We start from the raw sequence: 26,310 nt of genomic DNA, 5'->3' as shown, positions 1-26,310 counted from the left end.
GTCAATTATACGCTACATCATTTTATTTAAAAACAGAAAATCGTCTGAACATAATTACTGTTATACCAACAGCCATCAATACGCCAATAAAGAAGTAATCACGCATAGCATCCATCATACCTGTTTTAGGTAATTGTTTTGCTGATTTTGCATCTTTAGCATTTTTATTTGCTTTGTCTTTTGAAGTTGTTTGTTTTTGTTTGTCAGTCACAACTCTTTTATTCTTGTCAGTAGCTGTTGCCTTATCTTTAGATTGCGTAGCTACTGCTTTATTGTTTGCTGCATGTTGCGTTTTGATACTTTTAGCATTGTCTGCAACTTTTGTTGTCGTTTGTTTAGGCGTTTCAGCTTGCATTTTATTATTTGGCTGTTGTTTCGTAGTTGATTGAGTCTTCGCATTACCTTGAGTTACTTTGTTTTGCATTTGTGATTTAGCTATTGCTTGTTTAGGCATTTCAGCTTGCATTTTATTATTTGGCTGCTGTTTCGTAGTTGATTGAGTCTTCGCATTACCTTGAGTTGCTTTGTCTTGCATTTGTGATTTAGCTGTTGCTTGTTTAGGCATTTCAGCTTGCATTTTGTTATTTGGCTGTTGTTTCGTAGTTGATTGAGCCTTCGCATTACCTTGAGTTGCTTTGTTTTGCATTTGTGATTTAGCTGTTACTTGTTGATGCTTGTTATCTTTACTTTGTGATTGCATCGGTTGTTCTTTTTGTTCTTGTGTTTTTACTTCAGCATTTGTTCCTTTTTGAACGTTATCTACATTACTTTGTTTATCCACTTTTGGCTCGGATGATTTAGTATCTGCTAATTTTTTGTCAGTTGTTTGTGATTTATTATTAACATCTTTAGCTGTACTATTTGAGGCATTTTTATCTTGTGGCATTGCTTGTACATTGTTGTCTTTTGAAGTATCACCTTTAATTTGCGGTTGGGACTTATCCATTGCTTTTTTAGTTGATGTTACGTCGTTAGGTTGTGCTGTGCTTTTTTGTTGTGATGGTGGTGCATCCACAGGTTCAACTTTGCTATCTGTAATTGGCGTATGTGCTTTAGGTGCCTCGTTTTGTGGTGCTACTTTACTATCATTGCTCTTACTTTGTTCAGGTGCTTCTGATGATTTTGGTTCAGTTGTGTTGTCAGCAGCTTTATCCTTCATCGTTGCTTGGCTATTATTTTCTACATTAGTATTTACAACATCTTTGTTTTGCGTAGATTTACCACTATCTTGTGGTTCATTTTCATTTGATTTATTAGCGTTGTTATCCCTCGGTTGTTCTTGCATTGTCACATTATTATCTTTTTTATCTATATCATCAGACTTTTTAGAATCAGTAGTATTTTTATTAATATTGTCAGTATCTTTATTTTGGTCGTTAGCTTGTGGTTTCATTGGAGCTACAGTTGCTTTATCATTACCAGACTTAGCAACGTTAAATTTTACGTTATGGAATTTTGTCTCAAGATCCGGCACGTCAATTAAACCAAACGCGTTTCCAAATTCGTCCGTCGCACTAATATGTGAAAACTTATAACTACCGTCTTCTAAATCATTCGGTACAGGAATGTCTACATTAACTACCCATTGTCCTTCACTATTACGTTGTACATTACTTAAATCTGCAACTTTACTTAATCCAATTAAACCTTTATCGGGATAATTTTCAAAACCGACTGATACTTCTTTTAATGTACTTTTATCAGAAATTTTTAATTGCGCTTTTATCACGTCGCCCGGTGCATATGTTTGTTTATCTACTGTCACACTATCAAATTGAGGTAACTCCGTATCAATGTTTGATGTACTTTTATTAACTACTTTAAATGATAAATCTTTAGTATTGAGTGACGTAGGTGCAAGTTCCGGTGCTATCGTTGTTCCATTTTGTGCTTCATCATCTACTATAGCTGCCGAAAAATTGTATAATGTAGTCCCTATTTTGTCAGGAATATGAATTTGAATAGTTACTTTCCATAAACCATCGCCAATCTTTTCGATGTTTTCTTTATCAGCTACACCACTTAAAGCTGGTGCACCTACTTGTGTTGTATTTGAAAAACCGATTGAAGCATCAGCTAGATTGCTTGCATCTTTCACGATTAATGTTGCAATCGCAATTTCTCCAGGTGCATACTCACGTTTATCCATTTTGATACTTTGAATTTCTGGATTTGTCGTATCTTTCTTCTGCTCAGCCTTAACGGACGTATGAGTTGCGCCTTGATTATTTACTCGCTGATTGTCCTGATTATTTTCCGCAGCGAAAGCGCTATTTTGCATGCTACACAGTAAAACGCTACTGATAAGTAATACACCTGCTCCTTTTGCTAACTTTCTTATACTATACTTAAATATTTCTTGATGTGGTTTCATAGTTGTCCTCCAGTCTTGTATTGAAAGGTATCTCTATTTAACTTGATAATATACAAAATTTTATTTTTAGTCAAATTGATAATTTTTTTATCTTAATTTTTAATTATTGTTAGTGTGCTAGTTATACTATGTATATTCCTATACTTATAATAATTTCAAAATTAATTGTCTTAATATATCAAAAGCTGGTTCTATATCCTCCTTATTTATATATGAATAAGAAAACCTTATATATTGATGTGCCTGCCTATCGTATATTTCGCCTGGGTGAATAATAAGTCCCGCTTCACTAGCCATATTAAATAATTGCTTCATATCTATAGATAGTTTTAGTTTAAACCACACATAAAATGAACCTTGAGGTTTTTCCCATTCTCCCAAATCAGCTAAATATTTATCCATGGCTGTTAATAATAAATTGCGTTTTTCTAATAATATGGTCTTTAATTGTTCGACATGTTGTTCATGAAATTGTGAATGTGACAACCATTGTTGTGCAATATATTGTGATATAGAACTTGCGCCATAATCGCTTTGCATTTTCAAATCTGCTAAATGCTTAATAATATGTTTATTAGCGATAACCCATCCAATGCGTAGACCCGGACTGACTGTTTTCGAAAGACTACCTAAATAAATAACGTTTTCACTATTTGGTAATGACTTCATCGGTTGTGGACGTGTGTCACCAAACCATAAGTCTCCATATATATCGTCTTCAACAATGGGAATACCATTTTGTTGGCATTGATTAATGATTTTCTGTTTTTCTTGCTCGCTATAACTATGTTGTGTCGGGTTATGCAATGTAGGTATACAGTAGAAGATACTATTATAATAATTACGATTCGCTTTAAAAATATTATTAATGTGTCGTTTAATATAATCGATGTGAAGTGGTTTAATACTAGCGGTTATGTTGTTCCACGTACGTACTGAATGTATATACGAAGGTGTCTCGATGATGATATTAGATTGTGGTACTAACAAGCCTTCCGCTATCAATTTTAATCCTTGCAAAGCACCTGATGTAATACATACTTCATCTACAGTACATACGACACCTTTGTACTTCATATAGTGTACAATCGCTTGTCGTAACTCTAATTTCCCTTTTGCTTCTTCATAATTCGTAGTCAGTTGTAGATTGCCCTCTGACAGTATTTGTTTAAATGCGTGATTGGGTATTAAATCTGGGGCTAATTCTCCTGTTCCCATACGAATCATATTGTCGACAAATTCTAATTCATTAATTTTTTGCACATAATACAAATTATTTTTAGAGGCGTTATTACCTATAAAGTCTTGCCATTTCATATTATTAGAAATGAATGAATTCCAACTTTGATTGGATATGTAGACTCCCTTTTTCTCTGATGTCGCAATAATGCCATAACTTTTCAATATATCTAATGCTTGTACTACAGTAGATCTGTTTACATCATATTTATGTGCCAACGATCTTTGTGAAGGTAATTTGTCATTAGGCGCTAACGTTCCTTCTTGTATATCATTTACGATATCGTCGATTATTATTTTATATTTTGGTTTTGCCATAGTATCAACTCTCATCTGGTTGGTTTTTTATTTTTTAACTGGATGGTTACGTAAAGTAAAAATTATTATAGCATAGGTACAAACATTAACGTCAGTTTGACTTTTATCTATTGTAAAAGTTGCGCTTTGTTGCACTGAAGTGGTTGGTTTAATGAAGAAATTAAATTATAGGAGCGATTGATTTATGCTACAACCTATTATTCACGGAATTTTATTATCGTTAGGTTTGATATTACCTTTGGGTGCCCAAAATGTATTTGTATTTAACCAAGGAGCTAATCATAAAAGTTTAATAAAAGCTGCCCCCGTTATTATTACTGCTAGTTTGTCCGATACTTTACTCATTAGTCTAGCTGTCCTTGGCGTCTCAGTAGTTCTAGTATCATTTCCAATTTTACAATTGATTGTCTATATCGTGGGCTTAATATTTTTACTTTATATGGCATGGTCTTTATTGCACGAAGTCCCCGCTAATTTAGAACATTTCGATCCATTAAGTAGTAAAAAACAAATTGGTTTCGCCTTATCTGTATCGTTGCTAAATCCACATGCCATCATGGATACAATAGGTGTTATTGGTACGAACGCTGCGCTCTATTCACATGGTGACAAAGTATTATTTAGTTTGGCAACGATTGCTGTTTCTTGGCTTTGGTTTATATTTTTAGCAGTAGCAGGTAAAATGCTAGGTTCCATAGATAAGACAGGAAAATATATCATTATCGTTAATAAACTTTCCAGCTGCATTATAATAATTATTGCCATTCTTATCCTTAAAAATATAATAAAAATAATTGTTCATTAAGCGCATAACTAAGGGAGTTAATACACGTGTGTCATGGATTAACTCCCTTTTTAATATTAAGTGTTTTTGTTGCAAACTATCACTTAAGCATTTAATTTTGAATTTCTAATTGAAAAACTAAAGTAAATTATAAATCCTAATATTAACCAAACCACAAATCTAATCCAAGTAGTGATATCTAAATTCAAAATTAGAAATGCACAGAAGAAAATGGATAGAATCGGTACTATTGGTACTAATGGGCATTTAAATTTCCTTTCTATATTAGGTGATGTCTTACGTAAAATCAAAATAGATACAGATACTAATATGAATGCTGATAACGTACCTATACTTACCATCTCTGACAATGTTTCTATAGAAAAAAGAGCGCCTAATAAACCAGCTGATATACCAAATATCCATGTGGCAATAAATGGTGTATTTGTTTTATTATTAATAGTTGAAAAAACTTTAGGTATTAGTCCGTCTCTAGACATTGCGTACGCAACTCTCGTTTGACCATATAACATTACTAACATAACTGTAGTCATACCAAGAATAGCACCTACATCAATGACGCCAGATATCCAATTTTGATTCGTGTATTTTAACACTGCCGAAATAGGATGGGCTTCATAATTAGCAAACATTTTAAACGGTACAACACCAGTCATTATTAATGAAACACAAACATATAAAATTGTACAAATAACTAAAGAAATTATTATCCCCTTAGGCATAGTCTTAGCAGGGTTGATCGTTTCTTCTGCGCTAGATGAAACAGCATCAAAACCTATAAATGCAAAAAATACTGTTGCTGCTGCAGCAAAGACACCTGAAAAACCATAAGGTAAAAATGGAGTTAAATTATTTGGTTTAACATAAAATATTGCAACAACAATAAACAATAATATTACAGCAACTTTTATTAAAACCATTATATTATTTACTTTTTTCGTCTCTCTAATACCTATAGAAATAAGTGTTGTAACTAACATGACAATAATAAAAGCAGGTAAATTGAATATCCCTTTCTCATTATTAGCTGTGTTGACTCCGAGAGGCGCAGTTAGTTGTTCAGGAATATGTATACCTAAACCTACCAATAGCGAATTGAAGTACCCGGACCAGCCAACTGAAACAGTACTAACACCTAACATATATTCTAGAGCCAAATCCCAACCAATGATAAAAGCGAAAATCTCTCCTAATGTTGTATAGGTATACGTATACGCTGAACCAGAAATTGGCACCATTGAAGCGAACTCTGCATAACATAAAGCAGTAAATAAACATGCTAAAGCTGCAATTATAAATGACAACATCAGACCCGGACCGGCTTTTAAAGCACCTGTCCCAGTTAAAACAAAGATCCCTGTCCCAATAATAGCTCCTATACCTAAGAAAACTAAATCAAATGTATTCATACTCTTTCTTAATTTGGAGTGTTTTTGAGAAATTACTGCAGTGATATCCTTTTTTCTTAATATATTCATAGTTGTTGTTCCTTTCTTGCTGTGAAATTAATCTATGTATGTGAATAAATATCTCAACATAATAAGCGGAATATTCCGAAAATTATAAATGTATTGAATCTATGATTTACTGCAAACTGCTTAATTTATTTTAAAATAACAAGCGTAGCAAATACTTTCTACTTATTATTAATTTCATTACGCAAATACTAAAACATCGCGCAAATACTAAAACATCGCGCAAATACTAAAACATCGCGCAAATACTAAAACATCGCGCAAATACTAAAACATCGAGATATCTAAATCATATTATTCAATTATATAGTTATTAAGAAACATTATTTTTACTAAATCAGAATAAATATTTACTTTTTTCATAAATTCATATTAAAACTAAGGACTTTATTTTATTGCTATAAATCTAGTTTGAAAAACTTGGTACAAGCTCAGTTTCTATTCAGTCATCTACTGTCAACATAAAAAGAGCCTGGAGATAATATGATATCCCAGACTTATTTTGAGAATCGGTATTTATGTCCCATCCTCTGCAAACTTAGATTAGCTATACTAATTTTATTCTTGGACCATCACTAAGTAAAATGCTTAGTTCAACGACAAATGATCACGAAACGTTGTAGTCATATAGTCGTGACGATATAGGTTACGTTTTTGCAGCTCAGGTACAATATATTCTACGAAATCTTCTAAGCTTCCTGGTAACGTAGGTGGCATTAAATTAAAGCCATCGGCTACACCATCATTAAACCAATGTTCCATCTCATCCACGATTTGTTCAGGCGTGCCTATTAATGTTAAATGACCGCCACCGGCACTAATATATCCTAATAATTCACGTACAGTCGGTTGCTTTTCTTCAATAATAGTTAAAATCGTTTCATAACGCCCTATCGGTCCTTCGAATTCATGTACAGAAGGTAACGATGGAACAGGTTCATCTAAAGGCCACGCCGAGCAATCTTGTTGGACGAAAAAGCTTAATTGTTTCAATGCTTTTTCTATTGGCATCTGTTTATCTAAATTGGCTTTTTTGGCTAATGCTTCTTCATAAGTACGTCCTACATAAGTAACCAAACCAGGAAACACCTTTATATAATCACGTCTATGAATCTTCTCTAATTGAGCATTTAACTTTTGTCGATAATTACGCGCTTGCTCTAAATTCCAAGATACTGAATAAACAGCATCGGCAAAATTAGCAGCTAATGCTATTCCTTGATTCGATGCACCTGCTTGCATCGCCACTGGTTTACCTTGTGGACTTTTAGGTGTGGTTAATGGTCCCTGTACTTGAAAATGCCTTCCTGAATAGTTAATGGGTTTAACCTGTTGCGCATCTATAAGCTCACCGGTAGCACGATTATACGTTAAAGCTTTATCATCCCATGATGTTAATAATTTATTCATAACTTGTGCAAATTCATCTGCTTTGCTGTATCGCTCTGAATGCTTTGGTAGTTTCTCCATACTATGATTCATTGCTTCTAAATCAGTCATAGAAGTCACTAAATTCCAACCAACACGGCCATTTGAAATATGGTCTAAGCTTAACAACTGCCTTGCTGCCGTATATGGATTAGCAAAACTACTCGAAATGGTTGCAACTAAACCTACATGCTTAGTTACTTGAGATATGGCAGTTAAATTTATTAGTGGATCATACCAAAATGATGGCATATCACTATTGTCCGTTACTTGTAGGGCTTGATTATCAGCAAAGAATACCGCATCAAAGTAACCTCGTTCTGCAAGTTGTGCTAATGATTGATAATAAGTAATATCACCAATACGCTCGGCTGAAGAATCTTCCGTCAACCATGCTCCCGAATGATGTCCACAGCCAATTAATAACACCCCAATATGAAGTTGACGTTTATCCATAAAATATACTCCTTTACTTCACTATTTTTAATTCATTGTTAACCCGCCATCGACAGTGTAATTTTGTCCGGTGATACCGCGTGCATTTTCCGAAGCTAAAAAGGCAACCATATTCGCAACATCTTGTGGTGTTGTCACCTGGCGTAACGGTGTCGTTTGAGCAATAATGTCGAATACTTCAGTAGTTGTAACGGCACTTGCGTCGGTTGTTTTTAATAATCCACCTGAAACTACATTGGCTGTAATACCGTATTGACCTAATTCAGCTGCAATATTACGTGTAAAACCAATCAATCCTGCTTTAGCAGTTGTATATTGGTGATAAGGAACAACAGGATTTTGATATAAATTTGTACCAATACTAATAATGCTGCCTTGCTTACGTTCTTTGAATTGTGGCACGACACTTTGAACTACATTAAAAGCAGCTTTTAACGTCCCATCTATTTGTTGTTGATAATCTTCCCATGATAATTCTGTAAAAGGTCGTTGTGCAGTTGGATCGAATTTAAAATCAACTAAAGCATTATTTACGACTACATCGATTTGTCCAAAGCGTTTATTTCCTTCTGCTATCAGCTTATCTACCGCTTCACGCTCAGTTACATCGCCTTGAATGGCAATCGCGTTATCATGACCCAACTCGTTGACTAACTGTTGAGCCACTTGTTTACTTTGGTAATAATTAATGATTACTTTATTACCTTGGTTTACTAAAGTTTTACTAATTGTTGCCCCTAAACCTCTACTACTTCCCGTAACCAAAATAACTTTCGACATAATATTTCACTCCTATAGTTAGATTTATAATTAAAAATTGCCACGTTAACGTGTCTATGTAGTGTCAAAACAATAAAAAACGCGACCTCCAATTATGGAAGCCGCGTCAAAAATACATCTTTATATATAATAAAGCATCAGTGCTTAAATTACAGTTTGACGAACACACTTCCCTACGCTAGTTCCAACTAGATCAGGTTCAAAGGGTTTGAGGAAGACCTCATCTCAGTGCAAAATGACACCCCTAGTGGTTATTTAATTATTACTTTAAATGTATGTCCTTCAGTAGTTTATGTCAAGTTAGCTAAATATACTACTATTCAAAAAATATAAAATTACAACTTACTTAGTTATTTATAATAATAAGAAAAGTAATCCCTTTATATTATAAGTTTTTATAATTATGAACTATTAAAACTTTTACATCAATTTTACACTATGGTATATTTTATGTAAGGGCTTACATATTCGAAAGGAGGCAGTCTTCCTATGAGAACTTGTGATGTTATGCAATGAAAATTATTACAGCTAAAGAATTAAAAAATTTAGTAAAAGCTCATGATACCATCGCCCTTTCAGCATTGTCAGTAAGTAATTTACCTGTAGAAATTTTAAAACATCTTATTGACTATCATGATGAAACACAACAACTAGACAATTTAACAATGATGGTTGCTAATGATATTAGTGACTACGCTGAAGAGGGTGTCGATTTAGACGCATTTATTAAACGACATATGGTAAAACGTTTAATATTAAGCATTATTGTAGCTTCACCCACAACAGTATCGGCAATACAAAACAACGAGGTGGAAGCATACTTTTTACCTCAAGGCGTTATGACTACAAATTATCGTAATCAAACGTTTGCAAGTCCTGGAACAATCACGACAATTGGTTTACATACAACCGTTGATCCAAGATATACGGGCGGCAAAGCAAATGAGCGAACGAGTGAGGACTTAGTACAATTAACGGAAGTAAATGGCAAGGAATACTTGCTTTACCAGCTCCCTGAAGTTGATGTAGCCCTGTTACGAGGAACTTACGCAGATCGTCAAGGTAATATTTATATGGATCACGAAGCACATCTTAGTGAAGCATATAGCGTTGCTGCCGCAGCACATAGAAATAACGGTAAAGTAATCGTCCAAGTTAAAGCCGTCGTTGAAGATGATAGTTTCAAACCGAACGACGTATTTATCCCTGGTGAATTTGTTGACTACGTTATGGTTAATGATAATCCCCATTACCATAAACAAGTCGTGCAAACTTACTATGATCCTGCACTATCTGGACACTATAAAGTACCAAATATGCCTGGACCATACATTAAAATGAGCACACGCAAAATTATCTTAAGGAGGTCATCACAATTTTTAACGCGAGGTGACGTCGTAAGCATCGGATTTGGTATAAATAACGAATTATCTAACTTGTTAGTCGAAGAAGGTGTACGAGATTTAGTTCATCTAAATATCGATACAGGCATCTTTGATGGTTATATCGGTAGCAATGACTATTTGGGCATGCATTATAATTTAAGCGCTCGAATGCGTCACGAAATGACATGGGACTTTATTTACAATGGTGGCCTAGACATTGCCTATTTAAGCTTTGCTGAAATTGACCAATACGGCAATGTAAACGTCTCTTCATATGGTGATAAATTAAATGGCTGCGGTGGCTTTATAGACATTAGCCAAACCGTCGATACCATTGTTTTTTCTGGCTCTTTAGTTGTCGGGGGTCAACTAGATTATGCACATAATCAATTAGTTATTAATGCAGACGGCAAACCTACCAAATTTGTAGATGAAGTACGCAATATGGATTTCAATGCCCAATATGCACTTTCTAAAGGGCAAACCGTATATTATGTGACTGAACGCGCAGTATTCCAACTTACAAATTCAGGTTTAAAATTAATCGAAAGAGCACCAGGGGTAGACATAGAGCGAGATATATTAGCTAATATGTCATTCAAACCAATTATTCCTAACGACATTGGTTTAATGGACGCTAGTATGTTTCAAGAACATTGGGGTAATTTACACAAATCGTTAGGGAGAAATAGTTAACCAATATAAGGGGGTATAAACTATGAATTACGATTGGATTAAGACGAGAGCTAATTTTGAAGAAGAGAAACCTGCAATTATCGATCCAGCTAAAGGTACCGAGTGGACATATCAACAATTAAATATTCGCGCAGAAAATTTAGCATCTTATTTGGGTGAGCAAGGAATTAAACGTGGGGATATTTTAGGTATATTTGCTCCAAATGACGTTGCAATTTTAGATATATTATTCGCATCTATAAAATTAGGTGCTGTATTTTTACCTATTAATTGGCGTTTAAACCCAGAAGAAATTTCTACCGTTGTGGATGATTCAGGCGTTAAAAAGATATTTTACGAAACAAAACATCTATCATCACTAACTAAAGTAGATGAATCTTTATTATATATGGATATAAACTCATCTGAATATAACAGTATTGTTGATCCTTCACATCACAATATATTCGAAAGTGTAGAATTACAAGGTGACGATTTAGCATCTTTATTATATACCAGTGGTACTACGGGCGTACCTAAAGGCGTAATGTTTTCACACGATTCATTTGTTAGTAACGGTATTATCTTAAATCATACACACCCTACTTATCCTACAGATTTGACAATCGTAGCTTTACCGCTGTTTCACGTGTTTGGTTTTAACGATTTAACGATACCAGCATTATTTAATGGCGGCACTTTAGTTTTACAACGTTATTTTAACGCTGAAGAACTTAATAATCTCATGATGGAATATAAACCCGACTATATGTTACTTATTCCAACAATGTTATACGCAATGCTCGTGGCTGATAATTTCAATCCAGCAGCTTATCAAAGTACACGTTATTTAATTCAGGGCGGATCACCTCCGCTACCAGCAGTACAGGCCAAACTTCTTGATATGAACATTGACCTTATTAACGGCTATGGCTTAACTGAAGCTCCTATCGTTTCTGTAAATACTGTTAACAACTCAAAAATTAAACCTAAGTCGATTGGACATCCTGTTATTTTTTCAGATATACGCATTTTTGATGATGATTTTAATGAAGTTGGACCAGGGGAAATTGGTGAGCTTGGTGTAAGAGGTAACAACGTTACGCCAGGATATTGGAACAAGCCTGAAATCACTACTAAAAGTTTCCATGATGACTTCTTTCTAACTGGAGACCTCGCTAAGATCGACGAAGATGGTGATATTTACATCGTTGACCGTAAAAAAGAAATGATTATTACAGGTGGAGAAAACGTACTGCCTTCTGAAGTTGAAGCTGTGCTATCAGAACATCCATTAGTTGCACAATGTGTTGTTATAGGCTTCACAAGTCCTAAATACGGTGAATCCGTATCGGCTGCAGTCGTCTTAACAGAAGATGACGCTGATTTCGAAGCAAAATTAGACAGCTATGCACGTGAAAAACTAGGTAGCTATAAAATACCTAGAATGTATTTAAACATTAACCATATGCCGTTGAACTCAACATCTAAGCCAGATAAACTCGCATTACAAGAACGTATGAATGAAAAGGCTAAAAAATTGCATCAAGAGGATGAATTAGCATAGCACATAAGTCGCTGTACGTAGCAAGCAAATTTTTTTACCAACTTTTGTAAGCGCTATCACATATAATTATTGGAGGTTTTACTATGTCTACAAAAAGTGAATTATTAAAAGAGTTATACCCAGAAGATACGTTAAATATATCTAAAGAATTAACTGAAGGTGAAGTTAAGTTTTTAAAACAGTTAAATGACATGTTAGAAAATAATTATCGCGATTCAATCAATGATCATTGGGCTAATGCTACTATTCCTGAAGGATTCTTCGAAGAATTAGGGAAACTAGATTACTTTAATAATCCCCTACTGTTCGAAGGCCGTGGCGATGCAAAAACGACAAGCCAAATGTTCCAATTTTTTCTATCTTATACTGTAGCGAGATTTGACGTTTCACTCGTGACCTTGTTAGGTGTACACCAAGGTTTAGGGCATAACACTTTCTTATTCGGTGGCAGCAAAGAGCAAGTTGCCTATTATGTCCCAAAATTACAATCACATGAATTACGTACTTGCTTTGCTTTAACTGAACCTAATCACGGTTCTGACGTTGCCGGCGGATTAGAAACAACAGCACAAAAAGACGGCGATAAATGGGTCTTAAATGGCGAAAAGAAATGGATTGGTGGCGCACACTTGTCAGACGTTATTCCAGTGTTTGCCGTCGATACCGAAACTAAAAAACCAAAATGTTTTATCATTCGTCCAGAACAAGCAGGCGTAGATATTGATATTATCCAAAATAAAATCGCGCTTAAGATTGTTCCTAACGCTCATATCAAACTTACAAACGTCGTCGTTGAAGAACAAGAACGTTTACAAAATATTAACGGGTTCAAAGATGTAGCAAAAATACTTTACTCAACACGTGCTGGTGTAGCTTATATGTCTACTGGCGCTATCGCCGGTGCATTACGTGCCACACTAAAATATGTTAAAGAACGTAAACAATTCGGTAAAGAAATCAGTAAATTCCAATTAATCCAAGAAAAATTAGCCATGATGCAAGGCAACCTTTCACATGCTATGTCTATTTCAGCACAACTTGCACGCATGCAAGCTAATGGAGAATATGATGAAGTAGCAACTTCCACTGCTAAGATGATGAATTCATTACGTTTCAGAGAATCCGCTGCTATGGGACGTGGCATTACAGGTGGTAATGGGATTTTAGCCGAATACGACATCGCACGATTTTTCTCAGACGCAGAAGCAATTTACACATATGAGGGTACACATGAAGTAAATGCTTTAGTTATCGGTAGAGCACTTACTGGAGACTCTGCATTTATCTAATAATATGACCGATTATTAATTACTTGGAGGTATTTATATGACTATACGCAAAGCTACTGTATTAGGTGCTGGCACAATGGGGAGTCAAATCGCTGCCCTATTCGTAAATGCTGGTTTGAAAGTAAAATTGTTAGATATCGTAATTGATGAGAACGATCCTAACAAAATTTCAAAAAAAGCATACGACACTATTACTAACAAAAAAAGACCCATGTTATTTGATTTAGATTACGCTTCTAATTTGACTTATGGCAATTTTCAAGACGATTTAGCTAATGATGATGCTGACATTTATATCGAAGCCGTAAAAGAAGATTTAGAGGTAAAACATCAAATATGGAAACAAGTTCAGCAAAATGCGAAAGAAGGAGCCATTTTCGCAACGAATACTTCTGGTATCCCTATCGAATCGATTGCACAAGCATTCAGTGACGATGCTAGACAGAGATTTTTAGGATTACATTTCTTTAATCCGCCACGCATTATGAAATTAGCGGAAATTATTCCTAATGAACATACTGCAAACTCTATTATTGAGAATGTTAAATCCTTTGCGGAAGAAATACTCGGTAAAGGTACTGTCGTAGCAAACGATGTGGCAGGCTTCGTAGCAAATAGAGTTGGCACACATTCTATGAACGATGTTATGTACAGAGCAGAACAGCAAGGCTTCTCTATAACTGAAATCGACGCTCTGACTGGTCGCGTTATCGGTAGACCTAACACAGGTACTTACGGGCTAACAGACCTAGTTGGACTTGATATCGCCCAAACCGTTGCGGAAGGTATGCGCCAAGTACCTGAAGAACAGCCTTACTTTAAAGAAGTACAATTAAGTAAAAAACTATTCGAAGCGGGTGCATTAGGCCGTAAAACAAATCAAGGCTTCTATAAAAAAGTTAACAAACAACGTCTTGTTTTAGATCCTGAACAAAACGAATATGTAGAACCACAGCAGCCTACATTCGATATATTAGGCCAATTCAGTAAAGATTTAGCTCATAACTTAGACGTTATTTTTAACGCAACTGACGATGCCGGTAAATTTTTATGGGAAACATTAAGAAATAATTTCTATTATGCGGCAATTAACGTTCCAAAGGCTGCCGCCGATTTTAAAGATATAGACCGCGCTATCGTTTGGGGCTTCAATTGGAAAAAAGGGCCCTTCCAACTATGGGATTTAATGGGATTCGATCGAGTTAAAGAATGTATCAAACAAGAAATTGGTGACTTACCAGAATGGGTCGAATCTCAACAAGGTTCATTCTATGCTGAAAATGAATCTATAGAACGCGTAACTGATGTTTCTAACTTTATCGATAGTGAAGTATGGAATAAACAAGATTCAAATTTGTCAGTAGCTAATAAAGACCAATTATTATTAAAACTACAAAGTAAAAATAACGTCATAACAAATGAATTTGTTGAAGAGTTAAATGATGCTATTGATACTTTAGAAAATGGCGATTATACAAGCATGGTTATTTATGCTGATGGTAATAACTTTAGTGTCGGTGCTAACTTGTTTATGATGAAAAAAGCACATGAAGACGGTGCCGTAGAGTCTCAAGTTAAACCTGCAGTAGAAAGACTACATTACGTATTTAGTCGCTTAAAATACGCACTTAAACCTATCGTCACTGCGACACAAGGTAAAACTTTAGGTGGCGGTTGCGAACTCGTAATGCATTCCCCTTTCGTCGTAGCTTACAGCGAAACTTATATCGGTTTAGTTGAAACGGGTGTAGGTTTATTACCAAGTGGTGGCGGACTTGCAGAGTTAGCTACAAGAGTATTGAGCAGTTCACATCAAAATGACGACAAACAAGCTACAATGAGTAAAATATTAATGAACATTGGCTTGGCTAAAGTCGCAACGAATGCTCATGAAGCAGTAAGATATGGCTATTTAAAAGAAACTGACACAATCATTATGAATAAAGAAAAACGTATCGAAATCGCTCTAAAAAGAGCACGTTATGAATCTGAAACGAACTATATGCCTGCACCTAAAGAAAACTTTATCGCCCTAGGTAAAGACTTTAAAGCATTGGCACAAGGTCAACTAGATGCACAACGATTAGGTCATTTTATTAGTGATTATGATTATGAAATCACGCTTAAAATCGCAGACATCTTAGCTGGTGGAGATTTACCACGAAATACCTATGTGAATCAACGCTACTTACAAAATTTAGAAAGAGCTGGATTTGTTGAACTACTGCAAAATAGTAAAACGTATGACAGAATTTCTCATATGTTAAAAAATGGCAAACCATTACGCAACTAATTATAAGTAAGAGAAGAGAGGATGAAGTGAAATGCGAGACGCATATATCGTAGCTTATGGTCGTTCGGCAGCAAGTAAGGCTAAGGGAGGTGCCATGTTCCATGACAGACCTGATGACGTAGCAGCACAAGTGTTAAAAGGAGTGCTTGATCGTGTAGATGGTCAATTCGATCCAAGCATGGTTGAAGATGTTATCGTCGGTAATGCCTTCCCTGAAGGTTTACAAGGCCAAAATGTTGCACGCACAATCGCTCTACTAGCAGGTATGCCAGATAGTGTACCTGGTCAAACGGTAAATCGTTACTGCTCTTCAGGATTACAAACGATCGCAACTGCGGCGAATCAAATTAAAGCAGGTCAAGGCGACATATTAGTTGCCGGTGGCGTTGAATTAATGAGCGCAGTGCCTATGGGCGGCAATGAACCAACGAACAACCCAACTTTACAAGATGAAGACCGAGGTGTTTCTTACCCTATGGGCTTCACAGCAGAAATGGTTGCAGAAACATATAAAGTTTCACGCGAAGATCAAGATGCATATGCCGTACAAAGCCATCAACGCGCAAAAGTCGCACAAGATGCCAATAAATTTGATGATGAAATTATACCTATCGAAGTTAATGATGTGAGTTATGACAGTAATGGACCCGTAGTAACTAAAGCCCAATTCAAGACAGATGAAATGATACGTCCCGACACTAATATCGATGACTTAGCACAATTACGTACAATATTTAAGGCTGACGGCACGGTAACTGCAGGAACTTCGGCACCATTAACGGATGGTAGCGGTTTTGTGGTACTCATGTCTGGAGAAAAGGTTAAAGAATTAGGCGTGACTCCAATTGCCCGTTTTGTTGGTTTTAAAGCAGTCGGGGTCGATCCTAAACTTATGGGCATTGGTCCTGCTTACGCTATTCCAGAAGTTCTAAAAGAAAGTGGCTTATCTATTGAAGATATTGATTTAACAGAGTTAAATGAAGCTTTTGCTTCTCAAACACTTGCTTCAATTAGAGAAACTGGATTAGATACAGAAAAAACAAATGTTAACGGTGGTGCTATCGCATTAGGACATCCATTAGGTGCTACAGGAGCAATGTTAACAGGTCGCCTATTATCCGAAATGAAAAAGCGTCCCGACTCAAAGTATGGCATGGTAACGATGTGTATCGGTGTCGGCATGGGCGCTGCTGGTATATTTGAATATGTACGCTAAGATATAATTTATTAACATGCTACATTGTCAAAACTAACAATAAGCCTAGCAGATATACTTTTATCTGTTAGGCTATTTTTATTGTATAACAAAGCAAAACTATTAAACCTCTCTATTAAAATAAAAAAGAGAACTGAAAAATTCAGTCCTCCTTCAATTGCTATTAACTTTTACTTATCTATCCCAATATCTTGCACGGTCAAATGCTTTAACGATTGTTTCTGGATCATCTGAAATAAACACGCCAGGTGCATCTAGGTTTAATTTAGCTTCTTTTAATTGTGCTGCTGCTTGTTCATTAATTACTACTGGCTTGTTGTGTTTATACGATAATTCAGCAAACTCTTCGGCAGCTGGGTTTAGGTCAGAACCATCTGAAATCACAATTAAGCTATCAAACAATGTTGGATGTGCAGTTGCATAAGTTTCGGTAACACCGAAGTCTTCGTCGATATCTTTAGGATGTTTGCCTACAAATGCATAGTTTAAGCCTTGTTGTGTAAACGTTTTGGCGTATGATTTCAATGTATCCTCTGAAATGCTACCATTTAATAATACAGCTACAGAATGTCCAGGTAACGGAATATCAAATTTTTCCATAGTTAGTTTGCTATCTGATGCATTTGATTGTATCTCTTCATTCTGTTCAGGTACTTTAACGCCGACATTTTCTGCTACAGTTTCTGCAAGCTTTCTATCAACTTTGTTTAATTGGCTAACAGCATTCTCTTTAACCATAATAGAATCACACATACCTATTTCAAAGGAGAAACCGTCAGCCATATGTTGATATTCAGCTTCAGTTAAACTATTTAAATATAATTTTGGTTGCGTGTAATAGTCTTTGAAGCTTTCACTGCGTTTTCTAATTTTTCTACCTTCTACTTTTTCTTGATAATGTTCATATCCTCCCTCTTCTTTGGATGTTGTATGAGGTTCATTATCGTTTAAAGCATTATTATGGTATGAAGTTTGTCCTTTGTGTACATTTTGTTGATGCATTGCATCACGTTGATTGTTATGAACTTCATTGACTGGTCTATTGATTGGAATTTGGTTAAAGTTTGGTCCGCCAAGTCTTGAAATTTGAGTATCTGTATATGAGAATAAACGGCCTTGCAATAATGGGTCGTTAGAGAAATCAATACCAGGAACGATATGACCCGGATGGAAGGCAGCTTGCTCAGTTTCATCGAAAACATTACTTACATTTTGATTTAACGTCATTTTACCAACACGTTGTACCGGCACTTGATCTTCAGGCCAAATCTTAGTTGGGTCTAAAATATCAAAGTCAAAATCAAATTCTTGTTCTGGCGTAATAATTTGTAAACCTAGCTCCCATTCAGGATAGTCGCCTTTTTCAATAGATTCATATAAATCTTTACGATGAAAATCAACATCTTTACCATGTAAGATTTGAGCCTCGTCCCATACAAATGATTCTAAACCTTGCAATGGTTTCCAGTGGAATTTAACGAAGTAAGATTGCCCTTCACTATTTACTAAACGGAATGTGTGCACACCAAAACCTTCAATTTGTCTAAAGTTTTTAGGTATACCTCTGTCACTCATTGCCCACATAGTTGTATGTGTGGATTCAGGATTTTGTGCAAAGAAATCCCAAAACGTATCGTGCGCAGAGCCACCTTGAGGCATTTCATTATGTGGTTCTGGTTTAACCGCGTGTATTAAGTCCGGGAATTTAATTGCATCTTGAATAAAGAATACTGGGATATCATTACCAACAAGGTCAAAGATACCTTCATCGGTATAAAATTTTGTTGCAAATCCACGCACATCTCTTACTGTATCAGGAGACCCTTTTGAGCCTTGAACAGTAGAGAATCTTACAAATACCGGCGTCGTTTTATCAGGATTTGTTAAAAAGTCTGCATACGTATATTTAGATAAATCTTCATATACTTGGAATTCACCATGAGCACCAAATCCTCGAGCATGTACTATACGCTCAGGAATCCGTTCATGGTCAAAATGCATTATTTTTTCTCTGAAATGAAAGTCTTCTAGTAAACTTGGTCCGCGTTCTCCTACTGTTAAAGTATTTTCGTCTTCGCTAACTTTAACCCCGTTGTTCGTAGTCATCGCTTTGCCGTCATTATTTTTTTCATCTTTCTTTAATTGATCGAGTTTTTTATTTGTCATAATTAACCCTCCTTTTAATAATTGTAATACCCTGTAAGTACATGAAAAAACTGAAAATTGTAGCACATAATTGTGAATTTAATATATTGCAGCAATTATATTTCATAAAAAATTAAATTTAAAATAATGCAAAATAAAAAATAGCTTTAAATTTATTTAATAAGTTATGTGCTATAATAACAGTATTTAAAAGCCTGTTTATCCTTTTTCCACAGTAACTTATCAAAAGATATTTGAATTCTTAAAAAATTAATGGCATTATATGAAAGGTAAAGCGATATGAAAGCGCATACATTTTAAACTTAAGGGGTACGGATATGGAAGATAAACTACAAAGAGCACTCAGTAATAGACATATTCAACTTATTGCGATTGGAGGCGCAATTGGAACAGGATTGTTTTTAGGTGCAGGTGAATCGATTCATCTCACTGGTTCTTCAATATTATTCACGTATATGATTGTTGGCTTGGCCTTATTCTTATTTATGCGTGCAATGGGAGAAATGTTATTATCTAATACAAATTTCAATTCATTTGCGGACATTACCAACGAATTTGTCGGACCGTTGGCCGGGTTTATCACTGGATGGTCTTATTGGTTAACATGGATTGTGTCGGGCATGGCAGAAGTTACAGCCGTCGCTAAATATGTATCGTTTTGGTTTCCAGAAATTCCAAACTGGCTAACTGCGTTGGCATGTGTAATGTTGCTTATGTCATTCAATTTAACAAGTGCTAGATTATTTGGTGAATTAGAGTTTTGGTTTTCAATTATAAAAGTATTTACAATTATTGCCCTAATCATTATTGGTATAGTTCTTATTATCATGGCCTATAAAACACCATATGGAACATCAAGCTTCTCAAATATTTACAGTCATGGTGGCATGTTCCCACATGGAATATCAGGTTTCTTAATGTCATTCCAAATGGCTATTTTCTCCTTCTTAGGTATTGAAATGATTGGTATCACTGCAGCCGAAACGAAGAATCCACATAAAACGATTCCACAAGCAATTAATAATGTTCCTATTAGAATATTATTATTTTATGTTGGGGCTATTGCCGTAATTATTTCAGTTATTCCTTGGAACCATTTAAGTCCTGATGACAGCCCATTCGTTAAAGTATTTGGTTTAGCTAGCATTCCTTTTGCGGCTGGAATTATTAATTTCGTAGTATTAACCGCAGCAGCATCGGCTTGTAATAGCGGTATCTTTGCTAACAGCCGTACATTATTTGGTTTAGCTGACAGAAAACAAGCACCACCGAAATTCCAATCAACTAATCGTAAAGGAATTCCATTTATCGCCATCTTTATTACATGTGGCATGATATCTATTTCGGTAGTTCTAAATTATTTCATTCCTAATGCGACAACAGTGTTTGTTTATATTTCTACTGTATCTACAGTATTAAATATATTTATTTGGACGCTTATTATGTTTGCTTACTATAAATATACTAAAAAACGCCCAGAGGAACATAAAAACAGCAAGTTTAAATTACCTGGTGGTCGCGTCACTTCTATCATCATTATCATATTCTTTATATTTATATTTGGCGTATTATTAGTTAATCCTGATACACGTACAGCTGTTTATTTCACACCCGTTTGGTTAATTATTATGTCTCTTATGTATCTTAAATATTCTAGAGAAAAAGCTAAAGAATATCATCAGAATAATAAATATTAAATAAATTAACGGCCATATTTATAATCATAATGTGGCTGTTTTATTTATATTATCACTACTATAATACGTTAACTAATTTTCATTATTTATTTTCGATCATTTTGCTATTACTTATAAGTTTATAACATACAGGAGAGGATATACTTAACTTATTAACAATTTATATATAAATCGTCTATTAACTTAATTAACTTTTGTATGTTATCATGGCGCCATATTGTATAAATTTAATCACCTCAGATATGCAAAAGCAGCTAATTTTACTAGGAGGTAATATTATGAGTTGGGAGAAAGATGACACTAATGAAGGGCAAGATTTACGCATTAAGAGTAAAGTAATAAGTGAAGGTGTTAATCGCACACCGAACCGTTCTTACTTACGTTCTCTTGGATTTGAAGATGAAGATTTTGAAAAACCAATGATAGGTGTTGCAAGTACTTGGAGTGAGGTTACACCATGTAACGTACATATTGATGGTTTAGCTCGTGCCACAAAACGTGGTATTAGTGAAACCGGCGCAAATCCTTTGATTTTTAATACGATAACGGTTTCTGATGGTATTTCAATGGGTACAGATGGCATGCGTTTCTCTTTGCCAAGTCGTGAACTTATTGCTGACTCTATCGAATCAGTTGTAAGCGCCGAAAATCTCGATGGCGTTGTGGCGATTGGTGGCTGTGACAAAAACATGCCAGGTTGCATGATTGGTATAGCGCGCCTCAACTTACCGGCAGTTTTTGTTTATGGTGGTACTGTATTACCTGGGAAATTAGATGGCAAAGATTTGGACGCCGTTTCCGCATTTGAAGGCGTTGGTCAATACAATAACGGTGAAATTGACGATGAACAATTGCATAAAGTGGAATGTAATGCATGTCCCGGCGCTGGTTCATGTGGTGGAATGTTTACAGCCAATACAATGTCTTCTGCAATCGAAGCAATGGGTATGAGTCTTCCAGGTAGTGCGTCACATCCCGCTGTATCAGCCGACAAGGCAAAAGACAGTCGCGCCGCGGGTAAAGCGGTATATAATCTACTTGAAAAAGGAATCTACCCCAAAGATATCATGACTAAAGAAGCTTTTGAGAATGCTATTACTGTGGCTATGGCGCTAGGTGGTTCAACGAATGCGATTTTACATCTATTAGCTATCGCGCACACAATTGAAGTAGACTTAACTTTAGATGACTTCGAAAAAATCCGTCAACGCGTACCACATATCGCCGACTTACGCCCAAGCGGTAAATACGTTATGTCTCATTTAAATGATGTTGGTGGCGTACCGGGCGTAATGAAACTATTACTTGAAAATGACCTAATCCATGGTGATTGTCTGACAGTTACTGGTAAGACTGTTGCAGAAAATTTAGCCGAAGAAGAGGAACTTTCAGATAATAAAGAAATAATTAACTTTGAAGAACCTAAACATCCTACTGGTCCACTCGTTATTTTAAAAGGAAACTTAGCCCCAGAAGGTGCTGTTGCTAAAATCTCAGGACTCAGTGAAACATATATTAAAGGTCCAGCGAAAGTATTCGATACAGAAGATGCTGCAACTAAAGCTATTTTAAATAATAAGATTGTCCCTGGAGATATCGTTGTTATCAGATATGCTGGTCCTAAAGGCGGTCCAGGTATGCCTGAAATGTTGTCCGCCTCATCAATCCTAGTAGGTAAAGGATTAGGCGAAACAGTTGGACTATTAACAGATGGACGCTTCTCTGGTGGTTCGCATGGTTTAGTTATAGGACATGCAGCTCCAGAAGCACAAGTTGGTGGTCCAATGGCATTATTAGAAGAAAATGACACAATCACTATAGATGCCGAAAATCGTGAGATTACTTTCGATGTTTCCGACGAAGAACTTGCGCGTCGTAAAGCAAACTGGACGGCACCAAAATTAAAAGTATCTCGTGGTACATTGTACAAATATGCACAACTTGTTTCTTCCGCATCTAAAGGTGCTATCACAGATTAATCCTTTTCATAGACGTCACAGTCTTGTTACAAACGTTACTATCAAAAATTCACTTTTGGTAGTAGCGTTTTTTATAACTTACGAACTTAAAAAGTTTAAAGATTTATGTTAACAACAAGAAATTTAGTGATATGTATAAAAATATAAAGTTATATTCAAATATTGTTTTGGAGGTTTTAGTTATGAAGAAAATAATTGGGGTCGTACTTGGCTTATTACTGTGTTGTACAGTCTTTACGACTGGCATATATGCAACACAAAAGAAACAATCAAATCAGGACAAAAAGTCGACCAAAAAACATACTCTCTTACATACCAATGATATACATGGAAGAATGGTCGAAGAAAAAGGTTCTGTCATTGGCATGGCCAAACTTAAAACATTAAAAGACCAAAAACGTCCGGACCTCATGTTAGATGCTGGTGATGCTTTTCAAGGTTTACCCGTCTCCAATAATTCTAAAGGAGAGGAAATGGCAAAAGCTATGAATAGTGTAGGATATGATGCTATGACTTTAGGTAATCATGAATTTGATTTTGGTTTTAAACAATTATTACATTTGAAGAAGCAATTAAACTTCCCTATCATTTCTTCAAACGTATATAAAAATGGCAAACATCCTTTTAAACCTTCTACTGTTATTAAAAGAAATGGTATTCGTTATGGTATCGTTGCAGTTACTACTCCCGAAACAAAGGTCAAAACGAGACCTGATAGCATTAAAGGTCTAAAATTTGCCGACCCAGTTAACAGTGCTGAAAAAGAAGCTAAAAAGCTACATAATAAAGCCGATGTTATTGTTGTACTATCTCATTTAGGCGTAGATCCAGTTACTAAAAAATCATGGCGTGGTGATAATTTAACACAAGAATTAACTTCTAAAAAATCAATCAAACAACCTGTTATTGTCATAGACGGTCACTCTCATACTGAATTAGATAAAGGAGAACAATTTGGCAATGGTATCGTTGCACAAACCGGTACAGCATTAGCAAATGTTGGTGATATAACATTCGATTATTCACATGACAAAGTGAGTCACTTGGCAGCTACACTTATTAATGTTAAAGACGTAAGTCATCTTAAAGGCAATAAACAAATAGCACAACAAGTTAATGGCGCCAATAAAAAGTTCTTAAAAGAAACTTCTAAAGTTGTGCGTGAACACAACAACGTTAAATTCGAAGGGGATAAAAATATCGCTCGAACAACAGAAACTAACTTAGGTAATTTAATTACGGATGCAATGGAAAGTTATGGTAATAAAGAATTTAAACATAAACCAGACTTTGCTGTAACAAATGGTGGCGGTATAAGAGCATCAATTGATAAGGGCAAAGTAACACAAAATAATATCATTACCGTCTTACCTTTTGGCAATACTATTACACAAATAAGCGTTAAAGGTAGCGACGTTAAGAAAGCATTTGAACATAGTTTAAGCTCCCCTACTAAAACTGAAAACCATAAAAAAGTATTAACACCTAATGGTGGGTTCTTGCAAGGTTCCAAATCTATACGTGTTACTTATAATTTAAATAAAGCCAAACAGCATCGTGTAACTTCAATTAAAGTATTAGATAAGAAATCAGGACATTTTAAAAAATTAGATCCTGACAAAAAATATCACGTTGCAACTAATGATTTCACTGCTAATAAAGGCGATGGTTACAAAATGTTTGGTGGTAAAAAAGAAGAAGGCATTTCTCTAGATGAAGTTGTGGCTAAATACTTCAAAAAAGCTAACTTAAAAAAATACAACACAAACCAACCACAACGCATTAAAGAACATAAAACAGATAAAGAAAAATCAAAGTCTAAAGATAAGGCTGCATAACATAATTCAAATCATGACAACCCTATTGTTTTTTAACTATAGGGTTGTTTTTTCGCTTATTAAAATAATACGTCGTTTGAAGCTTATTTAACTCATTCCACGAAATATAAAACATCATTTGGTAGATAGTTAAGTTCATTGAGTAAAATATTAAACACTAGGCACTTACTATTATTTCAACCATTTAAAAGCATTGTTAATCAAACTTTTTACCATTAGCATTTTACTAAAAATTGCTTTATACTCGCCTTGAATGCACAATATCAAAGTACATAAATATTTATTTAACAAACTTTTAAGGGAGATGGATACAATGCCAGAACAAAATTTACCTGCGCTAACTTATACAGGTGCTTCTAAATCTGCTGTACCAATTATTAATGAAAGTGAATTACAAACCATTACTGCTAAACCGTGGGTTAAAATTTCAGATGAAGGCTTACAATTAGAAGGATTGTGCTTTGATAGAGCACATAATTTATTTTTATGTGAAGTCTTTGGTGGGAAGGTTTTTCGCGTAAACTTACCAGAAAAACAAGTTTCTACAGTTTTTCAATCCACAAAAACAAATCCTGCCGCAGTTAAAATTCATAAAAATGGCAAACTCTTTGTCTGTTATTTAGGTGATTTTGAAAGTAGCGGTGGCATTTATTCAGTTGATGATACTGGCAAAAACTTTGAAGATATTATCGATGATATTACAACAGAATATTGTGTTGATGACCTTGTATTTGATAGTAAAGGCGGCTTTTATTTTACAGACTTTAGAGGCTACTCTACTAATCCACAAGGTGGCGTATATTATGTCTCACCAGACTACCAAACCGTTACACCAGTCATACAGAACTTATCTGTAGCAAATGGCGTTGCATTAAGCACAGACGAATCAGTGCTATGGGTAACCGAAACAAACGCCAATCGTTTACATCGCATTGAATTGTTAGATGATGGCGTGTCTATTGCACCATTTGGCGCGTCTATACCTTATTATTTCACTGGACACGAAGGACCAGACTCTTGCTGCATCGATAGCGACGATAACCTTTATGTCGCAATGTACGGGCAAGGCAGAGTCTTAGTATTTAATAAACGTGGTTATCCTATTGGTCAAATACAAATGCCGAACAGAGACGAAGGTCATATGCTTAGATCTACGCATCCAGCATTTATTCCTGGTACAGACCAGCTTATTATTTGTGCCAACGACATTGAAGCTGGTGGCGATTCTTGGTTATTCACTGCTCGTGGCTTTGCCAAAGGACATAACAGTTACCAATTCCATTAATAAAATAGGCTGTGACAATATATTGTCACAGCCTATTATTTTATT

At 35.3% G+C, this 26,310-nt stretch carries 16 protein-coding genes and 1 riboswitch; of the genes, 10 read left to right on the top strand and 6 right to left on the bottom strand.

Features of this window, described 5'->3' with window-relative positions; translation table 11 throughout:
* Positions 1-22: 22 nt before the first annotated feature.
* Positions 23-2,374: a hypothetical protein gene (locus tag ISP02_RS01090; protein WP_195719828.1), complete on the bottom strand. Its 2,352-nt coding sequence runs from the start codon at positions 2,372-2,374 to the stop codon at positions 23-25.
* A gap of 144 nt (positions 2,375-2,518) precedes the next feature.
* On the bottom strand, positions 2,519-3,931 hold the full coding sequence (locus ISP02_RS01085; RefSeq protein ID WP_195719827.1) for an aminotransferase-like domain-containing protein: 1,413 nt from the start codon (positions 3,929-3,931) through the stop codon (positions 2,519-2,521).
* A gap of 184 nt (positions 3,932-4,115) precedes the next feature.
* Here ISP02_RS01085 and ISP02_RS01080 point away from each other — a divergent pair, with 184 nt between their 5' ends.
* Positions 4,116-4,736 (top strand): LysE/ArgO family amino acid transporter, encoded by a 621-nt coding sequence (locus ISP02_RS01080; protein WP_195719826.1) that lies wholly within the window; start codon positions 4,116-4,118, stop codon positions 4,734-4,736.
* A gap of 83 nt (positions 4,737-4,819) precedes the next feature.
* On the opposite strand, the gene ISP02_RS01075 is transcribed toward ISP02_RS01080, so the two are convergent.
* From ISP02_RS01075 to ISP02_RS01065, 3 genes are all read right to left on the bottom strand, one after another.
* Positions 4,820-6,214 (bottom strand): amino acid permease, encoded by a 1,395-nt coding sequence (locus ISP02_RS01075; RefSeq protein ID WP_195719825.1) that lies wholly within the window; start codon positions 6,212-6,214, stop codon positions 4,820-4,822.
* Between the two features lie 585 nt (positions 6,215-6,799).
* Positions 6,800-8,095 carry an LLM class flavin-dependent oxidoreductase gene (locus ISP02_RS01070; protein WP_195719824.1) on the bottom strand — a complete coding sequence of 432 codons (1,296 nt, stop codon included), beginning with the start codon at positions 8,093-8,095 and terminating at the stop codon, positions 6,800-6,802.
* 27 nt (positions 8,096-8,122) lie between these two features.
* The gene (locus ISP02_RS01065) at positions 8,123-8,875 is read right to left on the bottom strand and encodes a 3-oxoacyl-ACP reductase (RefSeq protein WP_195719823.1); all 753 of its coding nucleotides are present in this window, start codon (positions 8,873-8,875) and stop codon (positions 8,123-8,125) included.
* Positions 8,876-9,028: 153 nt separating this feature from the next.
* Positions 9,029-9,131, bottom strand: a riboswitch (TPP riboswitch).
* Between the two features lie 256 nt (positions 9,132-9,387).
* On the opposite strand from ISP02_RS01065, the gene fadX reads away from it, so the two are divergent.
* From fadX to ISP02_RS01040, 5 genes are all read left to right on the top strand, one after another.
* Positions 9,388-10,956: a fatty acid degradation protein FadX gene (gene fadX / locus ISP02_RS01060; protein ID WP_195719822.1), complete on the top strand. Its 1,569-nt coding sequence runs from the start codon at positions 9,388-9,390 to the stop codon at positions 10,954-10,956.
* A 22-nt stretch (positions 10,957-10,978) separates the two neighbouring features.
* A complete protein-coding gene (fadD, locus tag ISP02_RS01055) occupies positions 10,979-12,502 on the top strand; it encodes a long-chain-fatty-acid--CoA ligase FadD (protein ID WP_195719821.1) in 1,524 nt (507 codons plus the stop codon).
* A gap of 83 nt (positions 12,503-12,585) precedes the next feature.
* A complete protein-coding gene (gene fadE / locus ISP02_RS01050) occupies positions 12,586-13,791 on the top strand; it encodes an acyl-CoA dehydrogenase FadE (protein ID WP_195719820.1) in 1,206 nt (401 codons plus the stop codon).
* A gap of 37 nt (positions 13,792-13,828) precedes the next feature.
* Positions 13,829-16,084, top strand: a complete 2,256-nt coding sequence (gene fadB, locus ISP02_RS01045) for a 3-hydroxyacyl-CoA dehydrogenase/crotonase FadB (protein WP_195719819.1) — start codon at positions 13,829-13,831, stop codon at positions 16,082-16,084.
* Between the two features lie 31 nt (positions 16,085-16,115).
* On the top strand, positions 16,116-17,300 hold the full coding sequence (locus ISP02_RS01040) for a thiolase family protein (RefSeq protein ID WP_195719818.1): 1,185 nt from the start codon (positions 16,116-16,118) through the stop codon (positions 17,298-17,300).
* Positions 17,301-17,474: 174 nt separating this feature from the next.
* Here the strand turns inward: ISP02_RS01040 and ISP02_RS01035 are convergent, their stop codons facing one another.
* A complete protein-coding gene (locus ISP02_RS01035) occupies positions 17,475-19,466 on the bottom strand; it encodes a catalase (protein WP_195719817.1) in 1,992 nt (663 codons plus the stop codon).
* A 317-nt stretch (positions 19,467-19,783) separates the two neighbouring features.
* Between ISP02_RS01035 and ISP02_RS01030 the strand changes: the two genes are divergently transcribed.
* The 4 genes from ISP02_RS01030 (at position 19,784) to ISP02_RS01015 (ending at position 26,265) form a co-directional block, all read left to right on the top strand.
* Positions 19,784-21,163, top strand: a complete 1,380-nt coding sequence (locus tag ISP02_RS01030; protein WP_195719816.1) for an amino acid permease — start codon at positions 19,784-19,786, stop codon at positions 21,161-21,163.
* Positions 21,164-21,441: 278 nt separating this feature from the next.
* Positions 21,442-23,142 carry a dihydroxy-acid dehydratase gene (gene ilvD, locus ISP02_RS01025; RefSeq protein ID WP_195719815.1) on the top strand — a complete coding sequence of 567 codons (1,701 nt, stop codon included), beginning with the start codon at positions 21,442-21,444 and terminating at the stop codon, positions 23,140-23,142.
* A gap of 182 nt (positions 23,143-23,324) precedes the next feature.
* Positions 23,325-24,980 (top strand): 5'-nucleotidase C-terminal domain-containing protein, encoded by a 1,656-nt coding sequence (locus ISP02_RS01020; protein WP_195719814.1) that lies wholly within the window; start codon positions 23,325-23,327, stop codon positions 24,978-24,980.
* A gap of 313 nt (positions 24,981-25,293) precedes the next feature.
* Positions 25,294-26,265, top strand: coding sequence for an SMP-30/gluconolactonase/LRE family protein (locus tag ISP02_RS01015; protein ID WP_195719813.1), 972 nt, complete (start codon positions 25,294-25,296; stop codon positions 26,263-26,265).
* Positions 26,266-26,310: the final 45 nt, after the last annotated feature.

Source organism: Staphylococcus durrellii, assembly GCF_015594545.1.
GTDB classification, from domain to species: Bacteria; Bacillota; Bacilli; order Staphylococcales; family Staphylococcaceae; genus Staphylococcus; species Staphylococcus durrellii.
Note: the sequence above shows the minus strand (reverse complement) of the source record. Positions and strands in the feature narration are given on the sequence as shown.